The organism is Shigella sp. FJ200513 (genome assembly GCF_040495915.1).
Taxonomy (GTDB): domain Bacteria; phylum Pseudomonadota; class Gammaproteobacteria; order Enterobacterales; family Enterobacteriaceae; genus ECMA0423.
Map to the genome: position 1 here is coordinate 1 of NZ_JBDYCV010000066.1, position 21,671 is coordinate 21,671.

Consider the following 21,671-nt stretch of genomic DNA (forward strand, 5'->3'; position numbering starts at 1 on the left):
TAAAGGAGAGGCCCTGGAAATACCCCACAGCCCCGAAAAAGAGCCAGTCAGTTGCTTAACTGACTGGCATTACTCCGTGTGGAGAGGCGCAGGAGATTACGCGTCCGGGAACTCACGGATAAAGCGTTCGACATCTTCAACCATATGGTCGTTGCCGACAAAGAACGAACGGCGCTGGTGCAGAGTTTCCGGGATGATATCCAGAATACGCTCTTTGCCATCGCTCGCTTTACCGCCCGCTTGTTCCGCCAGGAATGCCATCGGGTTGCACTCATAAAGCAAACGCAGTTTGCCGTCCGGGTGGCTGGCGGTGCTTGGGTAGAGATAAATACCGCCTTTCAGCAGGTTACGGTGGAAATCCGCAACCAGTGAACCGATATAACGCGAGGTATACGGGCGATTGGTGGATTTATCTTCTTCCTGGCAGAATTTAATGTACTTCTTCACCCCGTTCGGAAACTTAATGTAGTTTCCTTCGTTGATGGAGTAGGTTTTGCCTTTCTCCGGGAAGCGCATCCGTTCCTGGCACAGGCAGAAAACGCCCAGCGAAGGATCGTAAGTAAAGGCGTGAACACCGCATCCGGTGGTGTAAACCAGCATGGTAGAGGAGCCGTATACCACGTAACCTGCCGCAACCTGTTTGTTACCAGGCTGGAGGAAATCTTCTTCCGTTACCGGCGTGCCAACAGGCGTAACGCGGCGGTAGATGGAGAAAATGGTACCGACAGAGACGTTAACATCGATGTTGGACGAGCCATCCAGGGGGTCCATCAGCACCACGTATTTTGCGTGTTCACAGCCTTCAAAGACGACAATCTCATCTTCTTCTTCAGAGGCAATCCCCGCAACGATATCGCGTGCTTTCAGTGCGGCTTTCAGTTTTTCATTAGCGAACAAGTCGAGTTTTTGCTGAACCTCGCCCTGCACGTTCTCAGCACCGCTGGCACCCAGGATATCAACCAGTCCTGCTTTGTTGATATCGCGATGGATAATCTTGGCGCCCAGTTTTATTGCCGACAGCAAAGCAGTGAGCTCACCGGTAGCATGAGAAAACTCGTGCTGCTTTTCGACAATAAATTCACCTAACGTTTTCATAAAACTTTCCCTGCAATGTTTATGGAGTAAAGCGACCGCAACAATCTTAACAAATAATCTCAATGTTGCGCTCAGGTGAATCGCGCCAGCAAATTGCGGATTATCCTGAAATGCGTTTCTCACTTGCCCGACATATGCGTAAAATGAGCGGCAGATTAAAAAAGGATAGTGACGTATGCGCATTCATATTTTAGGAATTTGTGGCACATTTATGGGCGGTCTGGCGATGCTGGCGCGCCAGTTAGGCCATGAAGTAACGGGTTCGGACGCCAATGTGTATCCGCCGATGAGCACCTTACTTGAGAAGCAAGGCATTGAGCTGATTCAGGGTTACGATGCCAGCCAGCTCGAGCCGCAGCCGGATCTGGTGATTATTGGCAACGCCATGACCCGTGGAAATCCGTGTGTGGAAGCGGTACTGGAAAAAAACATCCCTTATATGTCAGGTCCACAGTGGCTGCACGATTTTGTGCTGCGCGACCGCTGGGTGCTGGCCGTTGCCGGTACACACGGCAAAACCACCACCGCGGGAATGGCGACCTGGATTCTGGAACAGTGTGGTTACAAACCGGGATTTGTGATCGGCGGTGTGCCGGGGAACTTTGAGGTTTCGGCGCGTCTGGGCGAAAGCGACTTCTTTGTTATCGAAGCGGATGAGTACGACTGCGCCTTCTTCGACAAACGCTCTAAATTTGTCCATTACTGCCCGCGTACGCTGATCCTCAACAACCTTGAGTTCGATCACGCCGATATCTTTGACGACCTGAAAGCGATCCAGAAACAGTTCCACCATCTGGTGCGTATCGTTCCGGGGCAGGGCCGTATTATCTGGCCGGAAAATGACATCAACCTGAAACAGACCATGGCGATGGGCTGCTGGAGCGAGCAGGAGCTGGTGGGTGAGCAGGGTCACTGGCAGGCGAAAAAGCTGACCACCGATGCTTCCGAATGGGAAGTTTTGCTGGATGGCGAAAAAGTGGGCGAAGTGAAATGGTCGCTGGTAGGCGAACATAATATGCACAATGGCCTGATGGCGATTGCAGCGGCTCGCCATGTTGGTGTAGCGCCGGCAGATGCCGCTAACGCGCTGGGTTCGTTTATTAATGCTCGTCGCCGTCTGGAGTTGCGTGGTGAAGCGAATGGCGTCACGGTATATGACGATTTTGCCCATCACCCGACGGCGATTCTGGCAACGCTGGCGGCGCTGCGTGGCAAAGTTGGTGGTACGGCGCGCATTATTGCTGTGCTGGAACCGCGCTCGAATACCATGAAAATGGGGATCTGCAAAGACGATCTGGCACCTTCATTAGGTCGTGCTGATGAAGTCTTCCTGCTGCAACCGGCGCATATTCCGTGGCAGGTGGCAGAAGTGGCAGAAGCCTGCGTTCAGCCTGCACACTGGAGTGGCGATGTGGATACGCTGGCAGATATGGTGGTGAAAACCGCTCAGCCTGGCGACCATATTCTGGTGATGAGCAACGGCGGTTTTGGTGGGATCCATCAGAAACTGCTGGATGGTCTGGCGAAGAAGGCGGAAGCTGCGCAGTAATTCGGCTTCAGCCTGATATAGCATTGCCGGATAAGGCGTTTACGCCGCATCCGGCAAACCATACTCACATCAACAACGAAAATTACCCTTCATTCTCCGCCAGTTCGCGCAGATACTGGAAAATCTGGCGTGCGGATTTCGGCGGCTTATTCCCTTCTTTCTCTTTCTTCGCGTTGCGGATCAGTGTACGCAGTTGCTGACGATCGGCATCGGGCCACAGATTCAATACTTCAGCGATGGCGTCATCACCTTGATCGATCAGACGATCGCGCAGGTTTTCCAGTTTATGGAACAGCACCACCTGCTGGTTGTGACGGTTTTTCAGCTTATCCAGCGCCTGACGAATAGGCTCTACGTCGCGCTGGCGCAGCATCTTACCGATGAGCTGCAACTGGCGGCGGCGACCTTCCATCTTAATACGCTGGGCGAGCTCAATAGCCGGGCGCAGATCCGCATCTAACGGGATCTTATCCAGCGCGTTTTTCCCCAGATCAACAATTTCCGCGCCAAGGCGTTTTAGCTCCTCGGCATCACGTTTAATTTCACTTTTACTGACCCAGATAATTTCATCGTCTTCGTCTTCGATGTCATCACCGGGAACGTCGTCGAGCCAGTCTTCGGGCTGCTTAGTCATCTCAGGCTCCTTAAAAAAAGAGGCTAATGTTACCAGTTAAGATGCGCACTGAAAAACGGTTCTCTGTTAGACTTCAGAGAAACTCTCTACATTATGGCACTTGCAATGAAAGTAATCTCTCAAGTTGAAGCGCAGCGCAAGATTCTGGAAGAAGCAGTTTCCACTGCGCTGGAGTTGGCCTCAGGCAAATCGGACGGTGCGGAAGTTGCCGTCAGCAAGACCACCGGCATTAGCGTAAGCACGCGTTATGGTGAAGTGGAGAATGTTGAATTCAATAGTGATGGCGCGCTGGGGATCACTGTTTATCACCAGAACCGTAAAGGTAGCGCATCGTCTACCGATTTAAGCCCGCAGGCCATTGCCCGCACCGTACAGGCGGCGCTGGATATTGCCCGTTATACCTCGCCAGATCCCTGTGCCGGCGTGGCAGACAAAGAGCTGCTGGCCTTTGACGCACCGAATCTCGACTTGTTCCACCCTGCGGAAGTTTCCCCGGATGAAGCCATTGAACTGGCGGCCCGCGCAGAACAGGCGGCATTGCAGGCGGACAAACGCATCACCAATACCGAAGGTGGCAGCTTTAACAGCCACTACGGTGTCAAAGTTTTTGGCAACAGCCACGGCATGTTGCAGGGTTACTGCTCAACGCGTCATTCGCTCTCCAGCTGTGTAATTGCCGAAGAAAATGGCGATATGGAGCGTGATTACGCCTACACCATTGGCCGCGCGATGAGCGATCTGCAAACGCCAGAGTGGGTCGGGGCCGACTGTGCTCGCCGTACTTTATCGCGCCTGTCACCGCGTAAACTCTCCACCATGAAAGCGCCGGTCATTTTTGCCAATGAAGTGGCAACCGGGCTTTTTGGCCATCTGGTGGGGGCGATAGCGGGTGGCTCGGTTTACCGTAAATCTACCTTTCTGCTGGATTCGCTGGGTAAACAAATTCTGCCGGACTGGCTGACCATTGAAGAGCATCCGCATCTGCTGAAAGGGCTGGCGTCGACGCCATTCGACAGCGAAGGTGTGCGCACCGAGCGTCGCGATATTATTAAAGATGGCATCCTGACTCAGTGGCTGCTGACCAGCTACTCGGCGCGGAAACTGGGGCTGAAAAGCACCGGACATGCGGGCGGTATTCACAACTGGCGGATTGCCGGACAAGGGCTAAGCTTCGAACAAATGCTCAAAGAGATGGGCACCGGGCTGGTGGTGACGGAGCTGATGGGCCAGGGCGTGAGTGCCATTACCGGTGATTATTCCCGTGGTGCAGCGGGCTTCTGGGTAGAGAATGGCGAAATTCAGTATCCCGTTAGTGAAATCACCATCGCAGGTAATTTAAAAGATATGTGGCGCAATATTGTCACCGTCGGTAACGATATTGAAACACGCAGTAATATACAGTGTGGTTCTGTGCTGTTGCCGGAGATGAAAATCGCCGGGCAGTAAAAAACTGGCGCGACCTGCCGCGCTATAAACTAAAAAATTACACAAAATCATTCGCACTGCATCGAGACGGAAAGTGAATGAGGGCCGGGGAGCGTACTCGCAGTACGTGACCCGGGCGAATGAGCGTAGCCGTCGATGAGGCAGTGTGAAGGATGAAGTGTAAATAAAAAAGGAAGTGAGCAATGCGTAAAAGCCTGTTAGCTATTCTTGCAGTCTCCTCGTTGGTATTCAGTTCTGCGTCGTTTGCCGCTGATCTTGAAGACAATATGGAAACCCTCAACGACAATTTAAAAGTGATCGAAAAAGCGGATAACGCGGCGCAAGTCAAAGACGCGTTAACGAAGATGCGCGCCGCAGCGCTGGATGCGCAAAAAGCAACGCCGCCGAAGCTCGAAGATAAATCACCGGACAGCCCGGAAATGAAAGATTTCCGCCACGGTTTCGACATTCTGGTCGGTCAGATTGACGACGCGCTGAAGCTGGCAAATGAAGGTAAAAAGAAGCGCAGGCTGCTGCAGAGCAACTGAAAACGACCCGCAACGCCTATCACCAGAAGTATCGTTAATTCCTCATTTCCCTGTTGCCTGCACTCAGGTAACAGGGAACTTATCATCGCAAATGATGCACCACCTGATTGCTGCTGCCGCGCCAGATCAGGGAAGGGTCTTTTAAATCCTGCACAAATTTGCCGTCGACCAGCACGTTAATCAAATCAACAACCTGCATTTGCGCAGCGTTGAGTTCGTCGAGTTTATAGCCTGTCCACACCCAGATGTCTTTACCCGGACACTCGGCGCGGATGCGTTTTACCAGTTTCAGAATATCCGGCACGTTTTGCGGATGCAGCGGATCGCCGCCGGAGAGGGAAATCCCCTGGCGTTTGATACGAGTGTCATTCAGATCTTTAATGATCTTGTCTTCCATTGCTTTGGTAAATGGCTGACCAGAATTTACCCGCCATGTGCTTTTGTTATAGCAACCGGGGCATTCATGAACACACCCGGAGACAAACAGGGTGCAGCGAGTGCCGGGGCCGTTGACGATGTCGACAGGATAGTACTGATGATAATTCATTATTTCGCCTGGCTTATCAGTCCGCGTGTAGGCTGCATCCGGTAATCAATGCCTGATGCGACGCTGTCGCGTCTTATCAGGCCTACAGCCGTTGCCAAATGTAGGCCGGATAAGGCGTTTACGCCGCATCCGGCATTTGCTTAGCGCAGAGTGAAGATTAACCTATCTGCCCATTCCCCAAATGTTTAACGCGGCGCTTAACTTCTTCCTGCTTACCAGCGTTAAACGGACGTGCATCCGGGCTACCTAAATATCCGCACACGCGGCGAGTTACCGACACACGGGAGGCGTCATGGTTACCACATTTCGGGCAAGTGAAGCCTTTGCTGGTGCACTCGAACTCACCGGTAAAGCCACACTCGTAGCACTCATCAATCGGTGTATTGGTGCCGTAATACGGTACATGCTGATAGCTGTAATCCCAGACATCTTCCAGCGCTTTCAGGTTGTGCTGAATGTTTGGATACTCGCCGTAGCAAATGAAACCACCGTTCGCCAGCGGCGGGTAAGGCGCTTCAAAGTCGATCTTGTCGTACGGGTTCACCTTCTTCTCCACATCAAGGTGGAAACTGTTGGTGTAGTAACCTTTATCGGTCACGCCCGGCACCACGCCAAACTCAGCAGTATCGAGACGGCAGAAGCGGTCGCACAGGTTTTCACTCGGCGTGCTGTAAAGACTGAAACCATAACCCGTTTCTTCTTTCCACTGATCCACTGCCTGACGCAGACGTTCAACAATGGCGATACCTTTCGCGCGAAGCTTCTCGTTGTCGTAAACATGCTCGCCGCTGAACAGCGCGTTAATGGTTTCGTGGATGCCGATGTAACCCAGCGAAATAGACGCACGACCGTTTTTGAAGATTTCAGAAACATCATCGTCAGCATTCAGACGTACGCCACAAGCACCTTCCATATAGAGGATCGGGGCGACGCGCGCTTTCACGCCTTCGAGACGAGCGATACGGGTCATCAGTGCCTTACGTGCCAGCACCAGACGTTCATCCAGCAGCTTCCAGAAGGTGGCTTCATCGCCTTTTGCTTCCAGAGCAATACGCGGCAGGTTCAGGCTGATCACGCCGAGGTTGTTACGACCATCGTGGATCTGCTCGCCGTTTTCATTTTCCCACACGCCGAGGAAGCTGCGGCAGCCCATCGGGGTTTTAAACGAACCGGTGACGTTCACTACCTGATCGTAGTTCAGGATATCCGGATACATGCGCTTGCTTGCGCACTCCAGCGCCAGCTGTTTGATGTCGTAGTTCGGATCGCCTTTTTTATGGTTCAGGCCATCGCGAATCGCAAACACCAGTTTCGGGAACACCGCAGTTTTACGGTTTTTACCGAGGCCTGCGATACGGTTACGCAGGATCGATTCCTGAATCAGGCGCGATTCCCAGCTGGTGCCCAGACCAAAACCAAAGGTTACAAACGGCGTCTGACCGTTGGCGGTGTGCAGGGTGTTTACTTCGTACTCCAGCGACTGGAAGGCATCGTAGCACTCTTTGATGGTACGAGAGTTAGCGTAGCCTTCGGCGTCCGGGATGTTCCACTCTTCTGCGGTCTTGCGATGTTTGTTGTAGCTGGCGGTAACAAACGGCGCCAGCACTTCATCGATACGGTTAATGGTGGTGCCGCCATAAATATGGCTGGCGACCTGAGCAATAATCTGCGCAGTTACCGCGGTTGCCGTAGAGATCGACTTCGGCGGTTCAATCTCGGCGTTCCCCATTTTAAAACCCTGGGTCAGCATGCCTTTCAGGTCGATCAACATGCAGTTGAACATCGGGAAGAACGGCGAGTAATCGAGATCGTGATAGTGAATATCGCCACGCTCATGTGCCTGCACCACGTCACGCGGCAGCAGGTGCTGGCGTGCATAGTGTTTAGCCACGATCCCGGCCAGCAGGTCGCGCTGGGTTGGAATCACCTTGCTGTCTTTGTTGGCGTTTTCGTTGAGTAACGAGGCGTTGGTCTGCTCGACCAGACCACGGATCTCCTGGTTCAGGCGACCGCGTTTTTCACGTTCAATGTCGCGATCGTGACGGTACTCGATGTAAGCACGAGCCAGTTGTTTGTATGGACCCGACATCAGCTGGTTTTCAACTGCGGTCTGGATCTCGTTGATATCCACCTGGTTGCGCCCCTGCATCTGCTCGTTGACAACCGCGGCAACAGTGGCGCAATAATCGGCATCATCGACTTCCGCTGCTTTAGCTGCACGCAGAATCGCTTCTTTGATGCGCTCTGATTTAAACGGCACTTTGCAGCCGTCTCGTTTCATCACATGCGGTGTCATGATCGCTCCATATTTTTAAGAACAGGTTATCCACAGAAATTGGGAAAGGCGTTTTCCGGTTTTTTCGTTTCGTTTTCCGGTGCTTTCCGCAATCGCCATCCGCTTATCCACAACGCCGCACCTTTTTCGTGGGGAGCTGTAGTAGCAATTATAGTCGATTAATACAACATATTGGGTTGGGACGCATTTTAAAGTCTATATATAGTGCTTTGCATCAAGGATGTTTTAACTTTTTTTGATGTAGCTCAAAGTAAAAAGCAGAGCGTACGGATGACGGGCGCTACAGCGTTATGTAAATTTTTTAATGAATTTGCTGGTTGAAAAATCAACAAAAACAACATGCTGACAGACAAAACCCCGGAATGACCGGCATTATCGGGGCTTAGGGAAGATTTACTTCTGTAACCACCAGACAGCCTCAAAAGGCCGTAAATTCATGGCACAGGGTTGTGGTGAGGCTTCTTCGTAGTTATGCATCACAAGCTGCCAGTTGCCGCGCATTTGCCCTGGCTGCCAGGGTTGGATCTCACGGCTAAGGTTGGCAATGACCAGCAAGGTTTGCCCCTTCCATTCACGGCGATAGCACCACAATACAGGGCTGTTTGGCAGCAGATCCTGGTAATTGCCCCATGTCAGGATGGCTTCTTGCTTACGCAGTGCGATTAACTTTTGGTAGGTGTAAAACACAGAGGAGTCATCGGCCAGCGCGGCTTCTACGTTGATTTGTTGATAGTTATCGCCTAGGCCAATCCACGGTTCGCCAGCCGTAAACCCGGCATTATCGCCGTTGCTCCATTGCATGGGCGTGCGGCTGTTGTCACGGGATTTACTGGCGAGGATTGCCAATAACTCGTCGGCATCACGACCATCGTTGCGCAGCTCGGCAAACATATTGAGGCTCTCCACGTCGCGATAGTCAGTAATGCGCGTGAAATGCGGGTTGGTCATGCCAATCTCTTCGCCCTGGTAGATATACGGCGTTCCCTGCATGCCATGCAGCACCATCGCCAGCATTTTTGCCGCAGGCACGCGGTATTCACCTTCATCACCAAAGCGAGAAACAATGCGCGGCTGATCGTGGTTACACCAGAACAAGGCATTCCATGCCACGTTGTGCATTCCTTGTTGCCAGTGGCGGAACAATGTTTTCAACGCCACAAAGTCAGGTTTAGCCAGCGTCCATTTTTCACCACCGGGATAATCGACCTTCAGGTGATGAAAATTAAAGGTCATCGACAATTCACTGCCTGTCAGTGCCGCGTATCGCTGGCAATGCTCAAGGCTGGTGGAGGACATTTCACCTACGGTCATTAACCCGCGTGGCGTAAACACATCGCGGTTCATCTCGTGCAAAAACTCGTGTGCTCGTGGCCCGTCGGTGTAGAAGCGACGCCCGTCGCCATCCAGGTCTTCAGGGAAACGCGGGTCTTTGGAGATCAGATTCACCACATCCAGGCGCAACCCGTCGACCCCACGATCGGCCCAGAATTCACAGACTTTTTTCAGCTCTGCGCGTACCGCTGGATTCTCCCAGTTGAGATCCGCCTGTTCTGGTGCAAAGAGATGCAAATAGTACTGTTCGCTTTCCGCATGCCAGCGCCACGCACTACCGCCAAATTTTGAACGCCAGTTGTTCGGTGGCGTTTCTGGTTCGCCATCGCGCCAGATATAAAACTGGCGGTAAGGGCTTTCTTTGTTCAGCGCCTCGCGAAACCAGGCATGTTGGGTAGAGGTATGGTTAAACACCATATCGAGAATGATACGAATCCCGCGCGATTTTGCCTGCGTCACCAGTTCGTCAAAATCGTCCAGCGTGCCGTAGGTGGGATCAATCGCCGTATAGTTCGCTACATCGTAACCGTTATCGACCTGGGGAGAGACATAAAAGGGGGTTAGCCAGATGGCATCAACGCCCAGTTTATGCAGATAGTCCAGGCGTTGGATAACGCCACGTAAATCGCCGGTGCCGCTACCCGTGGTGTCCTGAAAACTCTTTGGATAAATCTGGTAGATAACGCCGTTTTGCCACCAGTGGGGAAGATTAGTCATTACGTTATTCCTGCAAATGCGAGGGGGCGCAATTGCGCCCCGAAGAAAATTAAACAATGTCCAGCGTGCCCAGGCGGTATTTCCGCTGATAGATAAACGAGGTGAGTACAATCGGGATGATGATGGCGATAGCCATTGCCAGCGCAAATACCTGCCAGTAGCTCGGTTGAATAGAGAGAATTCCCGGCAGGCCCCCTACGCCGATACCATTCGCCATAACGCCGTTCAGGCCGCATAGCAATCCTGCCAGACCAGAACCAATCATCGCGCACAGCATCGGGAAGCGATATTTCAGGTTGATGCCGTACATTGCAGGCTCAGTGACCCCAAGCCAGGCGGAGATAGCGGCAGGCACGGAGATCTCGCGTTCATTGTGCTTGCGGCTGGAAATGATAATGCCTATCACGGCGGAGCCCTGAGCGATATTCGACAGCGCAATCAGCGGCCACACTGGCGTGCCACCCATGCTTTGAATCATCTGCAAATCAATAGCAAGGGTGGTCTGGTGTACGCCGGTGATCACCAGCGGCGCGTACAGGAAGCCAAACAATGCCGCACCAATCGGAGCAAAGCTGCCGGTCATCAGGTGACGTACCGCAAAGGCAACGCCATCGCCAATCATGCGACCAAACGGACCAATCAGCGCATGGGCGAGGAACACCGCGAGGATCAGCGAACAGACGGGCACCACCACCAGATAGAGGTAATCCGGTACGATGCGTTTAAGGCGAGTTTCAATAACGCCCAGCGCCAGCCCGGCTAACAGTGCCGGGATCACCTGCGCCTGATAGCCCACTTTGGCGATGCTGAACATGCCAAAGTCCCACACTTCCGGCAGCTGCTGCCCGAGCAGATAAGCGTTCATCAGCTGGGGGGAAACCAGTGTCACGCCAAGCACGATACCAAGGATCGGCGTGCCGCCCATTTTTTTCACCGCTGACCAGCAAATCCCGACCGGCAGGTAGAAGAAAATCGCTTCACCGATCAACCACAGAAAATCGTAGATCGTTTGCAGGGAAGGGTACATTTGCGCCAGCGTCTGACCGTTGCTCATGGGCAAATCGCCGATCACATTGCGAAAACCGAGGATCAAACCGCCGCTAATCAACGCGGGCAGCAACGGGAAGAAGATCTCCGCGAAATGAGAGATCAACTGCTCATGCCATTTCATATTTTGCCGGGCGGCTTTTTTTACCTGCTCTTTATCAACCTGCGCCTGTCCGGTTGACGCTATTAGTGCTTGATAGTAATCACCCACGTTGGTGCCAATCACCACCTGAAATTGCCCGGCATTGGTGAAACAGCCTTTCACCATGGGGAGTTGCTCAATTTCTTTCGGTCTGGCATTGGCCGGTTGGTTGAGGACAAAGCGCAGGCGAGTAATACAGTGGCTCACCGTCGCAATATTGCCGCGCCCGCCGACCAGTTCAATCAACCGATCGATATCCGTTTGGTTTATTTTGCTCATCATAAAGCCCCATGGCAGATGACATTTTTGGTTGGCTGCAGAATATATTGCGCGGAAAAATTTAAAAACGGGAACGTTCCCGAAACGCAGCGAAGATCACAATTTATCGTTCAGGAAACGATCAGGACAGGGTGGCGGGGATGATGATTTGTTGCGGTTCGCTGCGCCCGGTTACCTGTGCGATCAATTGGCAGGCCGCCTGGCGTCCAGCTTCGGCGTAGCCAGGATCTACGGTGACGATCTCCGGATGAAGGAATTTCATTAACGGCGTATTACCTACGCTCGCCAGTTGCAAGGTGTCGATGCGTTGCTCTTGCAGGTATTTACTTGCGCCAAGAGCCAGCGTGTCGGTTGCGCACAGTAACGCGGTAGTTTCAGGCGTAATCACTTTTGCTACGTTTTCATAGCCTTGCTTCATAGCAAGCCCTGGCAGAGCGGCAACGGGATGCAGTTTATGCGCTTTGCAGAACGCCAGGTAGGCTTCGTGACGTCGCTTCCCGGTCGTCACGTCACTATGCGGCACGCCGAGATAACTGATATTGCGATGCCCCTGGTCATAGAGCCGTTGCATCAGAATCTTGATTGCCCCTTCGTCGTCATAACAGACCGAAGCAAAGCCTTTTGCGTCACGCGCCAGCAGAACCAGCGATGACTGCCAGTGGGCTAACATTTCTTCGGTTATGCCGGTAAAACCGAACAGCACTACGCCGTCGATATTACGCCGTTTCAGCACCCCCAAATGTTCGGCAACTAATTGTGGGGAAAACTGATTTTCCATCATGATTGGATCGTAACCTTGTTCATAGAACGCTGGCAGCATGGTTTGAACGGCGAGATTTTCTGACAACGAATCCAGACGGGTAACAATGATGGCGACCACTTTATCGCTTTGCCCACGCATAGCGCGCGCAGAGCGGGAAGGGGAAAATCCATGCTGATTCATCACTGCTTCAACACGCTCGCGCGTGCGCTGACTCACGCCGCTTTCGTTATTCAGCACCCGGGAAACCGTAGATTTCCCCACGCCGCTTAAGCGCGCGATGTCTTTGATGGTCAGCCGATTTTGCATCCTGTTGTCCCATAACGTGTTGTTTAATTATTTGAGCCTAACTTTACCCGTGCATTCAGCAATGGGTAAAGTCTGGTTTATCGTTGGTTTAGTTGCCAGCAGGTATTATATCGCCATAAATGCTACGAATATTATTGGATTCTCCTTATTATTTGCGGCGCTTTTTTCACTTACCGGAGGTTATATGGAACCTGATCCCACGCCTCTCCCTCGACGGAGATTAAAACTTTTCCGGTAAGCCCGTCTTTTCACGGCGTTACCGGATGCGTAAGGCCGTGACGTTTTAATGTCCCTGCTCAGCTTTATTACCTTCAGGTAAGGCTTCGCCACGCCTGAAGACATTTCTGTACTGTTTCAGACAGTGCGGAGGGACTCCTTATGTTTAAAGAAATTTTTACCCGGTTCATTCGCCATTTACCTTCCCGTCTGGTTCATCGCGATCCATTGCCTGGCGCGCAGCAGACAGTGAATACGGCGGTCCCGCCGTCCTTAAGTGCGCATTGCCTGAAAATGGCGGTGATGCCCGAAGAAGAATTGTGGAAAACGTTCGACACCCATCCGGAAGGATTAAATCAGGCGGAAGTGGAATCTGCCCGCGAACAACATGGTGATAATAAATTACCCGCCCAACAACCGTCGCCGTGGTGGGTACATTTATGGGTCTGCTATCGCAACCCCTTTAATATTTTGCTCACCATTCTTGGTGCTATTTCTTACGCCACGGAAGATTTATTTGCCGCAGGTGTTATCGCGCTAATGGTCGCTATTTCTACGTTGCTGAACTTTATTCAGGAAGCTCGTTCCACCAAAGCGGCAGATGCCCTGAAAGCGATGGTCAGTAATACCGCGACGGTACTGCGAGTAATTAACGACAAAGGCGAAAATGGCTGGCTGGAGATCCCGATAGACCAGCTGGTGCCCGGCGATATTATAAAACTGGCGGCGGGGGATATGATCCCGGCAGATTTACGTATCTTGCAGGCGCGGGATCTGTTCGTCGCTCAGGCGTCGTTAACCGGTGAGTCTCTGCCCGTGGAAAAAGCCGCTACTACTCGCCAGCCGGAGCACAGCAATCCGCTGGAGTGCGACACCCTGTGTTTTATGGGCACCACCGTGGTGAGCGGCACGGCACAAGCAATGGTGATTGCTACAGGAGCCAACACCTGGTTTGGTCAACTGGCGGGGCGTGTTAGTGAGCAGGAAAGCGAGCCGAATGCCTTTCAGCAAGGGATCAGCCGCGTTAGTATGCTGCTGATTCGCTTTATGCTGGTGATGGCTCCGGTGGTGTTGCTTATCAACGGTTACACCAAAGGCGACTGGTGGGAAGCGGCACTGTTTGCGCTTTCGGTCGCGGTAGGCTTAACGCCGGAAATGTTGCCGATGATTGTTACCTCGACGCTGGCGCGCGGCGCAGTAAAGCTGTCGAAACAGAAAGTGATCGTCAAACATCTGGATGCCATTCAGAACTTTGGCGCAATGGATATTCTGTGCACTGATAAAACCGGCACCCTGACGCAGGACAAAATTGTGCTGGAGAATCATACCGATATCTCCGGTAAAACCAGCGAACGCGTGCTGCATAGCGCGTGGTTGAACAGTCATTACCAGACCGGACTTAAAAATCTGCTTGATACCGCGGTGCTCGAAGGTACGGATGAAGAGTCAGCGCGTTCGCTGGCCAGCCGTTGGCAAAAAATTGATGAGATTCCGTTTGATTTCGAGCGTCGTCGGATGTCGGTGGTAGTGGCAGAAAATACCGAACACCATCAGCTGGTTTGCAAAGGTGCATTGCAGGAAATCCTCAATGTGTGTTCGCAGGTGCGTCACAATGGCGAGATTGTACCGCTCGATGACACCATGCTGCGTAAGATTAAGCGGGTTACTGATACGCTGAATCGTCAGGGGCTGCGCGTGGTTGCGGTGGCGACGAAATACCTGCCAGCGCGTGAAGGAGATTACCAGCGGGCGGATGAATCCGACCTGATCCTCGAAGGATATATTGCTTTCCTTGATCCGCCAAAAGAGACAACCGCTCCGGCACTGAAGGCATTAAAAGCGAGTGGAATTACCGTAAAAATCCTTACTGGCGACAGTGAGTTAGTTGCAGCGAAAGTGTGCCATGAAGTGGGGCTGGATGCGGGAGAGGTGGTCATTGGTAGTGATATTGAAACGCTATCTGACGATGAACTGGCAAATCTCGCACAGCGCACCACGCTGTTTGCCCGCCTGACGCCGATGCATAAAGAACGCATTGTGACTTTACTGAAGCGCGAAGGGCATGTGGTTGGCTTTATGGGCGATGGTATTAATGATGCGCCCGCCTTACGCGCTGCGGATATCGGCATTTCTGTGGACGGCGCGGTAGATATTGCCCGTGAAGCGGCTGATATCATCCTGCTGGAAAAAAGCCTGATGGTGCTGGAAGAGGGGGTTATTGAGGGACGTCGCACTTTCGCCAACATGCTGAAATACATCAAATTGACGGCGAGTTCTAACTTCGGTAATGTGTTCAGCGTGCTGGTGGCGAGTGCTTTCTTGCCCTTCCTGCCGATGTTGCCGTTACACTTGCTTATTCAGAACCTGCTGTACGATGTGTCACAGGTGGCGATCCCGTTTGATAACGTCGACGACGAGCAAATTCAAAAGCCGCAGCGTTGGAATCCGGCGGATCTGGGGCGCTTTATGGTCTTCTTCGGACCGATCAGCTCGATTTTCGATATTCTGACGTTTTGCTTGATGTGGTGGGTATTCCATGCCAACACGCCGGAAACGCAAACGCTGTTCCAGTCGGGCTGGTTTGTGGTGGGATTACTGTCGCAAACGCTGATTGTGCATATGATCCGTACCCGCCGTGTGCCGTTTATTCAGAGCTGTGCATCGTGGCCGTTAATGATCATGACCGTGATCGTGATGATTGTCGGGATCGCATTGCCGTTTTCACCGCTGGCCAGTTATCTGCAGCTGCAGGCGCTGCCGTTAAGCTATTTCCCGTGGCTGGTTGCGATTCTGGCAGGGTATATGACGTTAACCCAGTTGGTGAAAGGGTTCTATAGCCGTCGTTACGGCTGGCAGTAAAGAATAAACTGGGCATGGTGGCCCGGATTCAGATTGCAGACAAAGTGAGCTTTGTTCATGCCGGATGCGGCGTAAACGCCCAATCCGGCCTACAAATTCAATAAATTGCAGGAATCACGTAGGCCTGATAAGCGTAGCGCATCGGGCGATTTTGCTTTTGTCATCAGACTTAATCCGGGCATGATAGCCCGGATTTCCATCAAGATTAGCGACGAACAGCGATTGCTTCGATCTCAATCTTCACGTCTTTCGGCAGACGGGCAACTTCAACGCAAGAACGTGCCGGGAAAGTGGCGTTGTGTTCGGTGAAGAAGGCTTCGTAAGTGGCGTTTACGGTTGCGAAGTCGTTCAGATCTTTCACGAACACAGTGGTTTTAACGATGTCGCCCACTTTCAGGCCAGCGGCTTCGACGATTGCTTTTACATTATCCAGCGACTGACGTGCCTGTGCAGCGACGTCTGCCGGTACTTCACCAGTTTTCGGATTTACCGGGATCTGACCGGAGGTGATGATCATATTGCCCAGATCAACGCCCTGTACGTAAGGACCGATAGCTGCCGGTGCATTTTCCGTCGCGATAGTTTTGCTCATGATTTCTCCTTTATTACAGCGGTAAAAAGTCTGGCTCATTATAGGGAGCCAGACTTTTATTACCAACCGCAATTAATTGGCCAGCACCACATTATGGGAAAACTCTTTTTCACAGTATTTGCATTTAAGCGCGATGTCATTGGCGCGTTTTCGCACGGCAAAGCTGGATGAAACCGGTTCGGCATGGCTGATACAGTTGCTGTTCGGGCAGACCAGCACATTGTCGATGCGCTCTGGCAGACTTGGGCGCGATTTACCCACCACTTCATAGTTGTCGATACGGTTAACCGTGGCTTGCGGTGCATACAATGCCAGTTGGTCTACTTGCTCTTCACTCAAAAAGGTATTTTCGATTTTGATCAGATCTTTGCGGCCCATCTCGCCAGAAGGCAAATTCAGACCAATGGTGATGCGCTGATCTGTTTCGGTCAACTTGAACAGACTCAACAGCTTAAAACCGATCTGGGCGGGGATATGGTCAATTACCGTGCCGCGTTTAATAGCTTCAACCTGCAATTTATTATCGTGTGTCATCTCTATTTCCCCTTACAGTACCAGATCGCGATTCAGAACCAGTGCCAGTAACGCCTGGCGAGCGAAAATCCCGTTGCCTGCTTGCTGGAAGTACCAGGCGTGAGGCGTTTTATCCACATCCGTCGCAATCTCATCAACACGCGGCAGCGGATGCAGCACTTTCATATTGGCTTTGGCGTTGTGGAGATCGCTGGCGCGAAGAACAAACTGCGCTTTCACGTTGGCGTACTCGGACGGGTCCAGACGCTCTTTTTGCACGCGGGTCATGTACAGGATGTCTACTTCCGCCATCACTTCTTCAATAGAGCTGTGCAGACTCCAGGCGATCCCTTTTTCATCGAGCATATCCAGAATGTATTGCGGCATTGCCAGCGCATCCGGCGCGATAAAGTAAAAACGGTTGCCGTCGAACTTCGCTAGCGCCTGGGTCAGGGAGTGAACGGTGCGGCCATATTTCAGGTCACCAACCATTGCGACGTGGAGATTGTCCAGACGCCCCTGGGTTTCCTGAATGGTGAATAAGTCCAGCAAGGTTTGCGTCGGATGTTGGTTGGAGCCATCACCGGCATTCAGTACCGGTACATTGCCAGAAAATTCGGTGGCTAGGCGTGCCGCACCTTCCTGCGGATGACGCATCACTATCGCATCGACGTAAGTGCTGATAACCGAAATGGTATCGGCCAGCGTTTCGCCTTTTTTACCCAGTGATGTATTGGCGCTGTCGGAGAAGCCCACCACGCTGGCACCCAGGCGGTGCATGGAAGTTTCGAAAGAGAGGCGGGTACGGGTAGAGGCTTCGAAGAAACAGCTGGCAATGACTTTGTGCTTCAACAGCTCTGGTTGCGGGTTTGCTTTCAGTTTCGCCGCTGTCGCCAGCACCAGATTAAGGTCATCGCGACTAAGGTCGTTTATGGAAATGATATGTTTCTGATATAGCGGATTAGCCATCTTTTATCTCCTGACACCTAGGCAAAAAAAAGCCCCTCGATTGAGGGGCTGGGAATGGGTGATCAACGGGAAGAAAAACGGCAGGCCAGCGTCTTTTTTCAGACGCGGTAAGACAAAATGTCGAACACACTGAACCATACATCCTCCCGGCAAATTGTCCGGCATTATACTCATAGCCAGAAGCGGTGCAAGCATTTGATGCAATATTTTGTCAGCGCAAACGGTTTATTTGAATTAAAAGTCAAAATATATGCATTTTTATTTTCTATGATTCTGGAGGGGAAGTGTCGTTCGGTATCAATAATTGCAGACATTTCCTGCTTTTTTCTTTTTCATTTTCACGCAATCAGAAATGCATTTTATTCCATTCATCCGACTTATAGGGCGGAGGGTGAAAACGAACGGCTAACACTATTGCTTATAGCTCAGGGATACGCGCTATCACTTTAATTTCAAAATCAAAGCCTGCCAGCCAGGTAACACCCACCGCCGTCCAGTTTGGATAAGGTGGGGCGCTAAATATTTCATTTTTCACCGTCATGATGTCTTCAGATTGTTTTTCCGGATCGGTATGAAAGCTCGTAACATCAATGATATCGTCAAAAGTGCATCCCGCAGCTGCCAGGGTCGCATGCAAATTATCAAAGGCCAGTCTGACTTGTTGCTGAAAATCGGGTTCTGGTGTTCCGTCCTCTCGACTTCCTACTTGCCCGGAAACAAACAGCAAATCGCCGGAACGAATAGCCGCAGAATAACGATGCTCAGCATACAGTGAATGTCGGCCAGCAGGGAAAACAGCGGTTCTTTCTACCATTTGGTTATCCTCAAGATTTACGACATGAACAGAAGATTTATATTTATCGGGAGCCGCTTTTAGGGGGACGACGTTAGTAAACAAAACCCAGACATCATGGATAATGGCTGGGCTTAATTGAGCGTAGTCGGTTATGCGCCAAACGCGCCATCAATGGTATGCATCGCGCCGGTAACAAAACTGGCTTCTGGCCCTGCTAACCATGCGACCATACCAGCGACCTCTTCCGGTTGCCCATGTCTTTTGATGGCCATAAAACTATGCAACATATCGCGCATTGGCCCGTTGGCGGGATTAACGTCGGTATCAATTGGTCCTGGCTGGACGACGTTGATGGTGATCCCTCGCGGTCCAAAATCACGGGCCAGCCCGCGCGCCATGCCTTGCAGGGCAGATTTACTGGCGGCATAAGCAGCCATGCCTGCAACAGGCATACGATCGCCATTCACGGAGCCGATGATTAAGATGCGCCCGCCTTCGGGCATCTGCCGGGCGGCTTCAACAGAGGCATGATAAGGAGCATGAATATTGATTTTGAAAAGGCGATCAATATCGTCGGCATTTAATTCCAGGGCATCGCCAAAGACGCCAATACCTGCATTTACCACCAGGATATCCAATGCGCCGCTCTTACGAACGACATCAATAACAGCGTCTCTGTCAGCACTATCTGTGAATACTGCTGTCGCTCCAGTCTCTTGTGCCAGACGTTCAGCGGCATCTTTCGACCCCGCATAGGTGAATCGTACATTGGCCCCATCGGTGACGAAACGACGTACGATAGCGGCACCGATTCCACGACTGCCACCGAGGATGAGAACTGTCTTACCGGTAAAAGCGCCCATAAGGACTCCTTGATTTATTATGTAACATGCATTACAAAACTGTTTTAACTTTCTGTCAACAGGTTTTGTAATGGTCACTAAAAAACAATCTCGCGTTCCAGGTCGTCCCAGACGTTTCGCTCCTGAGCAGGCAGTCTCTGCGGCAAAAGTGCTTTTTCACCAAAAAGGTTTCGATGCAGTAAGTGTCTCTGAAGTTACTGATTATCTTGGTATTAACCCCCCGAGTCTCTACGCGGCTTTTGGCAGTAAGGCTGGGTTATTTAGCCGTGTACTCAATGAATATGTCGGTACGGAAGCTATTCCGCTTGCCGATATTCTTCGTGATGATCGTCCGGTAGGCGAGTGCCTGGTTGAGGTATTAAAAGAAGCGGCGCGCAGATATAGCCAAAACGGCGGCTGCGCTGGCTGTATGGTTCTTGAAGGTATTCATAGTCATGATCCACAAGCGCGTGATATTGCCATTCAATATTATCACGCCGCAGAAACGACCATTTATGACTATATCGCCAGGCGGCATCCACAAAGCGCACAATGTGTGACTGATTTTATGAGTACCGTGATGTCAGGGCTTTCTGCGAAGGCACGGGAGGGGCACTCCATCGAACAACTCTGTGCAACAGCTGCCCTGGCAGGGGAAGCGATAAAAACTCTTCTCAAGGAGTGATGCTGGCCTTGATCCGAAAGGCGGGAACGCGCCTGCCGATAAGTTGTGATAAGACAATAATTCACGCGTTAAGGCTGGCGGAATTGATCATCTTTTCGTATAACGATAGAAATGAAACATTGTTTTAATTAAGGAGTGGAAAAGATGATCATCGGAAATATTCATAATCTTCAGCCGTGGCTACCCCAGGAGTTACGCCAGGCGATTGAGCATATCAAAGCACACGTTACGGCAGAAACGCCAAAGGGCAAGCATGATATCGAAGGCAATCGTCTGTTTTATCTTATCTCGGAAGATATGACCGAGCCGTACGAAGCTCGCCGTGCGGAGTACCATGCCCGCTATCTTGACATTCAGATTGTGTTAAAAGGTCAGGAAGGCATGACCTTCAGCACGCAACCTGCAGGCGCGCCGGATACCGACTGGTTAGCTGATAAAGACATCGCATTTTTGCCGGAAGGCGTTGATGAGAAAACAGTTATCCTAAATGAAGGTGATTTTGTTGTGTTTTATCCGGGGGAAGTGCATAAACCGCTGTGCGCAGTGGGCGCGCCAGCCCAGGTTCGCAAAGCAGTAGTGAAGATGCTGATGGCGTGATGACTTTTCGCCGTAAATAACTCCAGGTTTACGGCGAGTTTGTGAAAAGAGCGTTTTTTGATATTTTTTTGTGAGTAAAATTTGTAATGCTTAGACGTTCTTATTAACTCAAGGAGTTCGTCATGGGCAAAATATCAGATTTGAATTATTCTCAACACATTACATTAGCCGACAATTTTAAACAAAAAAATGAAGCCTTAGATACCTGGTATGTGGGAATGAATGATTTTGCCCGAATTGCCGGGGGGCAGAATAGCAGAAGCAATATTCTTTCTCCTAGAGCATTTTTGGAGTTTTTGGCAAAGATATTTACCCTGGGTTATGTGGATTTTAGCAAACGCTCCAACGAAGCGGGTAGAAATATGATGGCTCATATTGAGTTCTCATCTTATTCTAAAGATACTGATGGCAATGAAAAAATGAAGTTTTACATGAATAATCCTGAAGGGGAGCGAGCGGATTTATCTAAGGTGAAGATAGAAATTACACTTGCCTCAGCTTCTACTAAAGGGATTCGTGAAGGACATACAGTCATTATATTTAAACAATCTGATGGTTCGACTAATCGTTATGAAGGGAAGTCTTTTGAAAGAAAAGATGATAGTTCATTACACCTGATTACTAACAAGGTTCTGGCGTGTTACCAACGCGAAGCTAACAAGAAAATAGCGCGTCTATTAAATAATCATCAGAAGTTAAATAATATACAGGAGTTAAATGATTCGCAGGAGTTAAATAATTCACAGAAGTTAAATAATTCGCAGGAGTTAAATAACTCGCAGGTGAGTTGTAAAGGTTCAGTTGATTCTACGATTACGGATTTATTAGAAAAAGCATTGAATAAAGGGTAATGACTCCAACTTACTGATAGTGTTTTATGTTCAGATAATGCCCGATGACCTTGTCATGCAGCTCCACCGAT

At 51.1% G+C, this 21,671-nt stretch carries 20 protein-coding genes and 2 pseudogenes; 8 read left to right on the plus strand and 14 right to left on the minus strand.

From position 1 onward, the window contains the following. Positions 1 to 96 precede the first annotated feature (96 nt). Positions 97 to 1,095, minus strand: coding sequence for a class 1 fructose-bisphosphatase (gene fbp, locus ABZJ92_RS14220; protein WP_000853753.1), 999 nt, complete (start codon positions 1,093 to 1,095; stop codon positions 97 to 99). Between the two features lie 175 nt (positions 1,096 to 1,270). On the opposite strand from fbp, the gene mpl reads away from it, so the two are divergent. Continuing rightward, positions 1,271 to 2,644 (plus strand): UDP-N-acetylmuramate:L-alanyl-gamma-D-glutamyl-meso-diaminopimelate ligase, encoded by a 1,374-nt coding sequence (gene mpl, locus ABZJ92_RS14225; RefSeq protein ID WP_001219814.1) that lies wholly within the window; start codon positions 1,271 to 1,273, stop codon positions 2,642 to 2,644. 82 nt (positions 2,645 to 2,726) lie between these two features. Here mpl and yjgA read toward each other — a convergent pair whose 3' ends face one another. Beyond that, positions 2,727 to 3,278, minus strand: coding sequence for a ribosome biogenesis factor YjgA (gene yjgA, locus ABZJ92_RS14230; RefSeq protein WP_000166281.1), 552 nt, complete (start codon positions 3,276 to 3,278; stop codon positions 2,727 to 2,729). A gap of 93 nt (positions 3,279 to 3,371) precedes the next feature. On the opposite strand from yjgA, the gene pmbA reads away from it, so the two are divergent. Both pmbA and cybC read left to right on the plus strand, forming a co-directional pair. Then, positions 3,372 to 4,724, plus strand: a complete 1,353-nt coding sequence (pmbA, locus tag ABZJ92_RS14235) for a metalloprotease PmbA (protein WP_001162182.1) — start codon at positions 3,372 to 3,374, stop codon at positions 4,722 to 4,724. A gap of 182 nt (positions 4,725 to 4,906) precedes the next feature. Continuing rightward, positions 4,907 to 5,289, plus strand: a pseudogene (gene cybC, locus ABZJ92_RS14240) (cytochrome b562). A gap of 44 nt (positions 5,290 to 5,333) precedes the next feature. Here the strand turns inward: cybC and nrdG are convergent. The 5 genes from nrdG to treR form a co-directional block, all read right to left on the minus strand. Next, positions 5,334 to 5,798, minus strand: a complete 465-nt coding sequence (gene nrdG, locus ABZJ92_RS14245) for an anaerobic ribonucleoside-triphosphate reductase-activating protein (RefSeq protein ID WP_001106222.1) — start codon at positions 5,796 to 5,798, stop codon at positions 5,334 to 5,336. A gap of 157 nt (positions 5,799 to 5,955) precedes the next feature. Further along, on the minus strand, positions 5,956 to 8,094 hold the full coding sequence (gene nrdD, locus ABZJ92_RS14250) for an anaerobic ribonucleoside-triphosphate reductase (RefSeq protein WP_000187770.1): 2,139 nt from the start codon (positions 8,092 to 8,094) through the stop codon (positions 5,956 to 5,958). A 393-nt stretch (positions 8,095 to 8,487) separates the two neighbouring features. Next, positions 8,488 to 10,143, minus strand: a complete 1,656-nt coding sequence (treC, locus tag ABZJ92_RS14255; RefSeq protein ID WP_001344094.1) for an alpha,alpha-phosphotrehalase — start codon at positions 10,141 to 10,143, stop codon at positions 8,488 to 8,490. A 49-nt stretch (positions 10,144 to 10,192) separates the two neighbouring features. Then, positions 10,193 to 11,614, minus strand: a complete 1,422-nt coding sequence (gene treB, locus ABZJ92_RS14260; protein WP_001299664.1) for a PTS trehalose transporter subunit IIBC — start codon at positions 11,612 to 11,614, stop codon at positions 10,193 to 10,195. 118 nt (positions 11,615 to 11,732) lie between these two features. Next, on the minus strand, positions 11,733 to 12,680 hold the full coding sequence (gene treR, locus ABZJ92_RS14265; RefSeq protein WP_001181311.1) for a trehalose operon repressor TreR: 948 nt from the start codon (positions 12,678 to 12,680) through the stop codon (positions 11,733 to 11,735). A gap of 184 nt (positions 12,681 to 12,864) precedes the next feature. Between treR and mgtL the strand changes: the two genes are divergently transcribed. Both mgtL and mgtA read left to right on the plus strand, forming a co-directional pair. Then, positions 12,865 to 12,918 (plus strand): mgtA regulatory leader peptide MgtL, encoded by a 54-nt coding sequence (gene mgtL / locus ABZJ92_RS14270; protein ID WP_001387276.1) that lies wholly within the window; start codon positions 12,865 to 12,867, stop codon positions 12,916 to 12,918. A 140-nt stretch (positions 12,919 to 13,058) separates the two neighbouring features. Beyond that, positions 13,059 to 15,755 (plus strand): magnesium-translocating P-type ATPase, encoded by a 2,697-nt coding sequence (mgtA, locus tag ABZJ92_RS14275; protein WP_000471841.1) that lies wholly within the window; start codon positions 13,059 to 13,061, stop codon positions 15,753 to 15,755. A gap of 205 nt (positions 15,756 to 15,960) precedes the next feature. Here the strand turns inward: mgtA and ridA are convergent, their stop codons facing one another. From ridA to bdcA, 6 genes are all read right to left on the minus strand, one after another. Next, positions 15,961 to 16,347: a 2-iminobutanoate/2-iminopropanoate deaminase gene (gene ridA, locus ABZJ92_RS14280; RefSeq protein WP_000047539.1), complete on the minus strand. Its 387-nt coding sequence runs from the start codon at positions 16,345 to 16,347 to the stop codon at positions 15,961 to 15,963. Between the two features lie 72 nt (positions 16,348 to 16,419). Further along, complete coding sequence (pyrI, locus tag ABZJ92_RS14285) at positions 16,420 to 16,881, minus strand: aspartate carbamoyltransferase regulatory subunit (RefSeq protein ID WP_000148585.1); 462 nt, start codon at positions 16,879 to 16,881, stop codon at positions 16,420 to 16,422. A 12-nt stretch (positions 16,882 to 16,893) separates the two neighbouring features. Then, on the minus strand, positions 16,894 to 17,829 hold the full coding sequence (pyrB, locus tag ABZJ92_RS14290; protein ID WP_000013046.1) for an aspartate carbamoyltransferase: 936 nt from the start codon (positions 17,827 to 17,829) through the stop codon (positions 16,894 to 16,896). A gap of 3 nt (positions 17,830 to 17,832) precedes the next feature. Next, the gene (gene pyrL / locus ABZJ92_RS14295; protein ID WP_011069607.1) at positions 17,833 to 17,967 is read right to left on the minus strand and encodes a pyr operon leader peptide; all 135 of its coding nucleotides are present in this window, start codon (positions 17,965 to 17,967) and stop codon (positions 17,833 to 17,835) included. 280 nt (positions 17,968 to 18,247) lie between these two features. Continuing rightward, complete coding sequence (locus tag ABZJ92_RS14300) at positions 18,248 to 18,643, minus strand: RidA family protein (protein ID WP_000230280.1); 396 nt, start codon at positions 18,641 to 18,643, stop codon at positions 18,248 to 18,250. A gap of 131 nt (positions 18,644 to 18,774) precedes the next feature. Next, the gene (gene bdcA / locus ABZJ92_RS14305) at positions 18,775 to 19,488 is read right to left on the minus strand and encodes an SDR family oxidoreductase (protein ID WP_000500714.1); all 714 of its coding nucleotides are present in this window, start codon (positions 19,486 to 19,488) and stop codon (positions 18,775 to 18,777) included. A 70-nt stretch (positions 19,489 to 19,558) separates the two neighbouring features. Between bdcA and ABZJ92_RS14310 the strand changes: the two genes are divergently transcribed. The 3 genes and pseudogenes from ABZJ92_RS14310 to ABZJ92_RS14320 all read left to right on the plus strand — a co-directional run. Continuing rightward, positions 19,559 to 20,152 (plus strand): TetR/AcrR family transcriptional regulator, encoded by a 594-nt coding sequence (locus ABZJ92_RS14310; RefSeq protein ID WP_000256684.1) that lies wholly within the window; start codon positions 19,559 to 19,561, stop codon positions 20,150 to 20,152. A gap of 144 nt (positions 20,153 to 20,296) precedes the next feature. Next, entirely contained in the window at positions 20,297 to 20,749 is a 453-nt protein-coding gene (tabA, locus tag ABZJ92_RS14315) for a toxin-antitoxin biofilm protein TabA (protein WP_000583469.1), read from the plus strand. Between the two features lie 122 nt (positions 20,750 to 20,871). Further along, a pseudogene (locus ABZJ92_RS14320) lies at positions 20,872 to 21,591 on the plus strand (DNA-binding protein); the annotation flags it as partial. Between the two features lie 19 nt (positions 21,592 to 21,610). On the opposite strand, the gene ABZJ92_RS14325 reads toward ABZJ92_RS14320, so the two are convergent. Next, positions 21,611 to 21,671: IS1 family transposase (locus tag ABZJ92_RS14325; protein WP_071528444.1), on the minus strand; the 61-nt coding region annotated here is incomplete at its 5' end.

What these genes read in the sequence shown, in the direction of transcription:
- fbp (WP_000853753.1), bottom strand. Translation starts at nt 1,095, where the DNA reads ATGAAAACGTTAGGTGAATTTATTGTCGAAAAGCAGCACGAGTTTTCT.
- mpl (WP_001219814.1), top strand. Translation starts at nt 1,271, where the DNA reads ATGCGCATTCATATTTTAGGAATTTGTGGCACATTTATGGGCGGTCTG.
- yjgA (WP_000166281.1), bottom strand. Translation starts at nt 3,278, where the DNA reads ATGACTAAGCAGCCCGAAGACTGGCTCGACGACGTTCCCGGTGATGAC.
- pmbA (WP_001162182.1), top strand. Translation starts at nt 3,372, where the DNA reads ATGGCACTTGCAATGAAAGTAATCTCTCAAGTTGAAGCGCAGCGCAAG.
- nrdG (WP_001106222.1), bottom strand. Translation starts at nt 5,798, where the DNA reads ATGAATTATCATCAGTACTATCCTGTCGACATCGTCAACGGCCCCGGC.
- nrdD (WP_000187770.1), bottom strand. Translation starts at nt 8,094, where the DNA reads ATGACACCGCATGTGATGAAACGAGACGGCTGCAAAGTGCCGTTTAAA.
- treC (WP_001344094.1), bottom strand. Translation starts at nt 10,143, where the DNA reads ATGACTAATCTTCCCCACTGGTGGCAAAACGGCGTTATCTACCAGATT.
- treB (WP_001299664.1), bottom strand. Translation starts at nt 11,614, where the DNA reads ATGATGAGCAAAATAAACCAAACGGATATCGATCGGTTGATTGAACTG.
- treR (WP_001181311.1), bottom strand. Translation starts at nt 12,680, where the DNA reads ATGCAAAATCGGCTGACCATCAAAGACATCGCGCGCTTAAGCGGCGTG.
- mgtA (WP_000471841.1), top strand. Translation starts at nt 13,059, where the DNA reads ATGTTTAAAGAAATTTTTACCCGGTTCATTCGCCATTTACCTTCCCGT.
- ridA (WP_000047539.1), bottom strand. Translation starts at nt 16,347, where the DNA reads ATGAGCAAAACTATCGCGACGGAAAATGCACCGGCAGCTATCGGTCCT.
- pyrI (WP_000148585.1), bottom strand. Translation starts at nt 16,881, where the DNA reads ATGACACACGATAATAAATTGCAGGTTGAAGCTATTAAACGCGGCACG.
- pyrB (WP_000013046.1), bottom strand. Translation starts at nt 17,829, where the DNA reads ATGGCTAATCCGCTATATCAGAAACATATCATTTCCATAAACGACCTT.
- pyrL (WP_011069607.1), bottom strand. Translation starts at nt 17,967, where the DNA reads ATGGTTCAGTGTGTTCGACATTTTGTCTTACCGCGTCTGAAAAAAGAC.
- ABZJ92_RS14300 (WP_000230280.1), bottom strand. Translation starts at nt 18,643, where the DNA reads ATGGTAGAAAGAACCGCTGTTTTCCCTGCTGGCCGACATTCACTGTAT.
- bdcA (WP_000500714.1), bottom strand. Translation starts at nt 19,488, where the DNA reads ATGGGCGCTTTTACCGGTAAGACAGTTCTCATCCTCGGTGGCAGTCGT.
- ABZJ92_RS14310 (WP_000256684.1), top strand. Translation starts at nt 19,559, where the DNA reads ATGGTCACTAAAAAACAATCTCGCGTTCCAGGTCGTCCCAGACGTTTC.
- tabA (WP_000583469.1), top strand. Translation starts at nt 20,297, where the DNA reads ATGATCATCGGAAATATTCATAATCTTCAGCCGTGGCTACCCCAGGAG.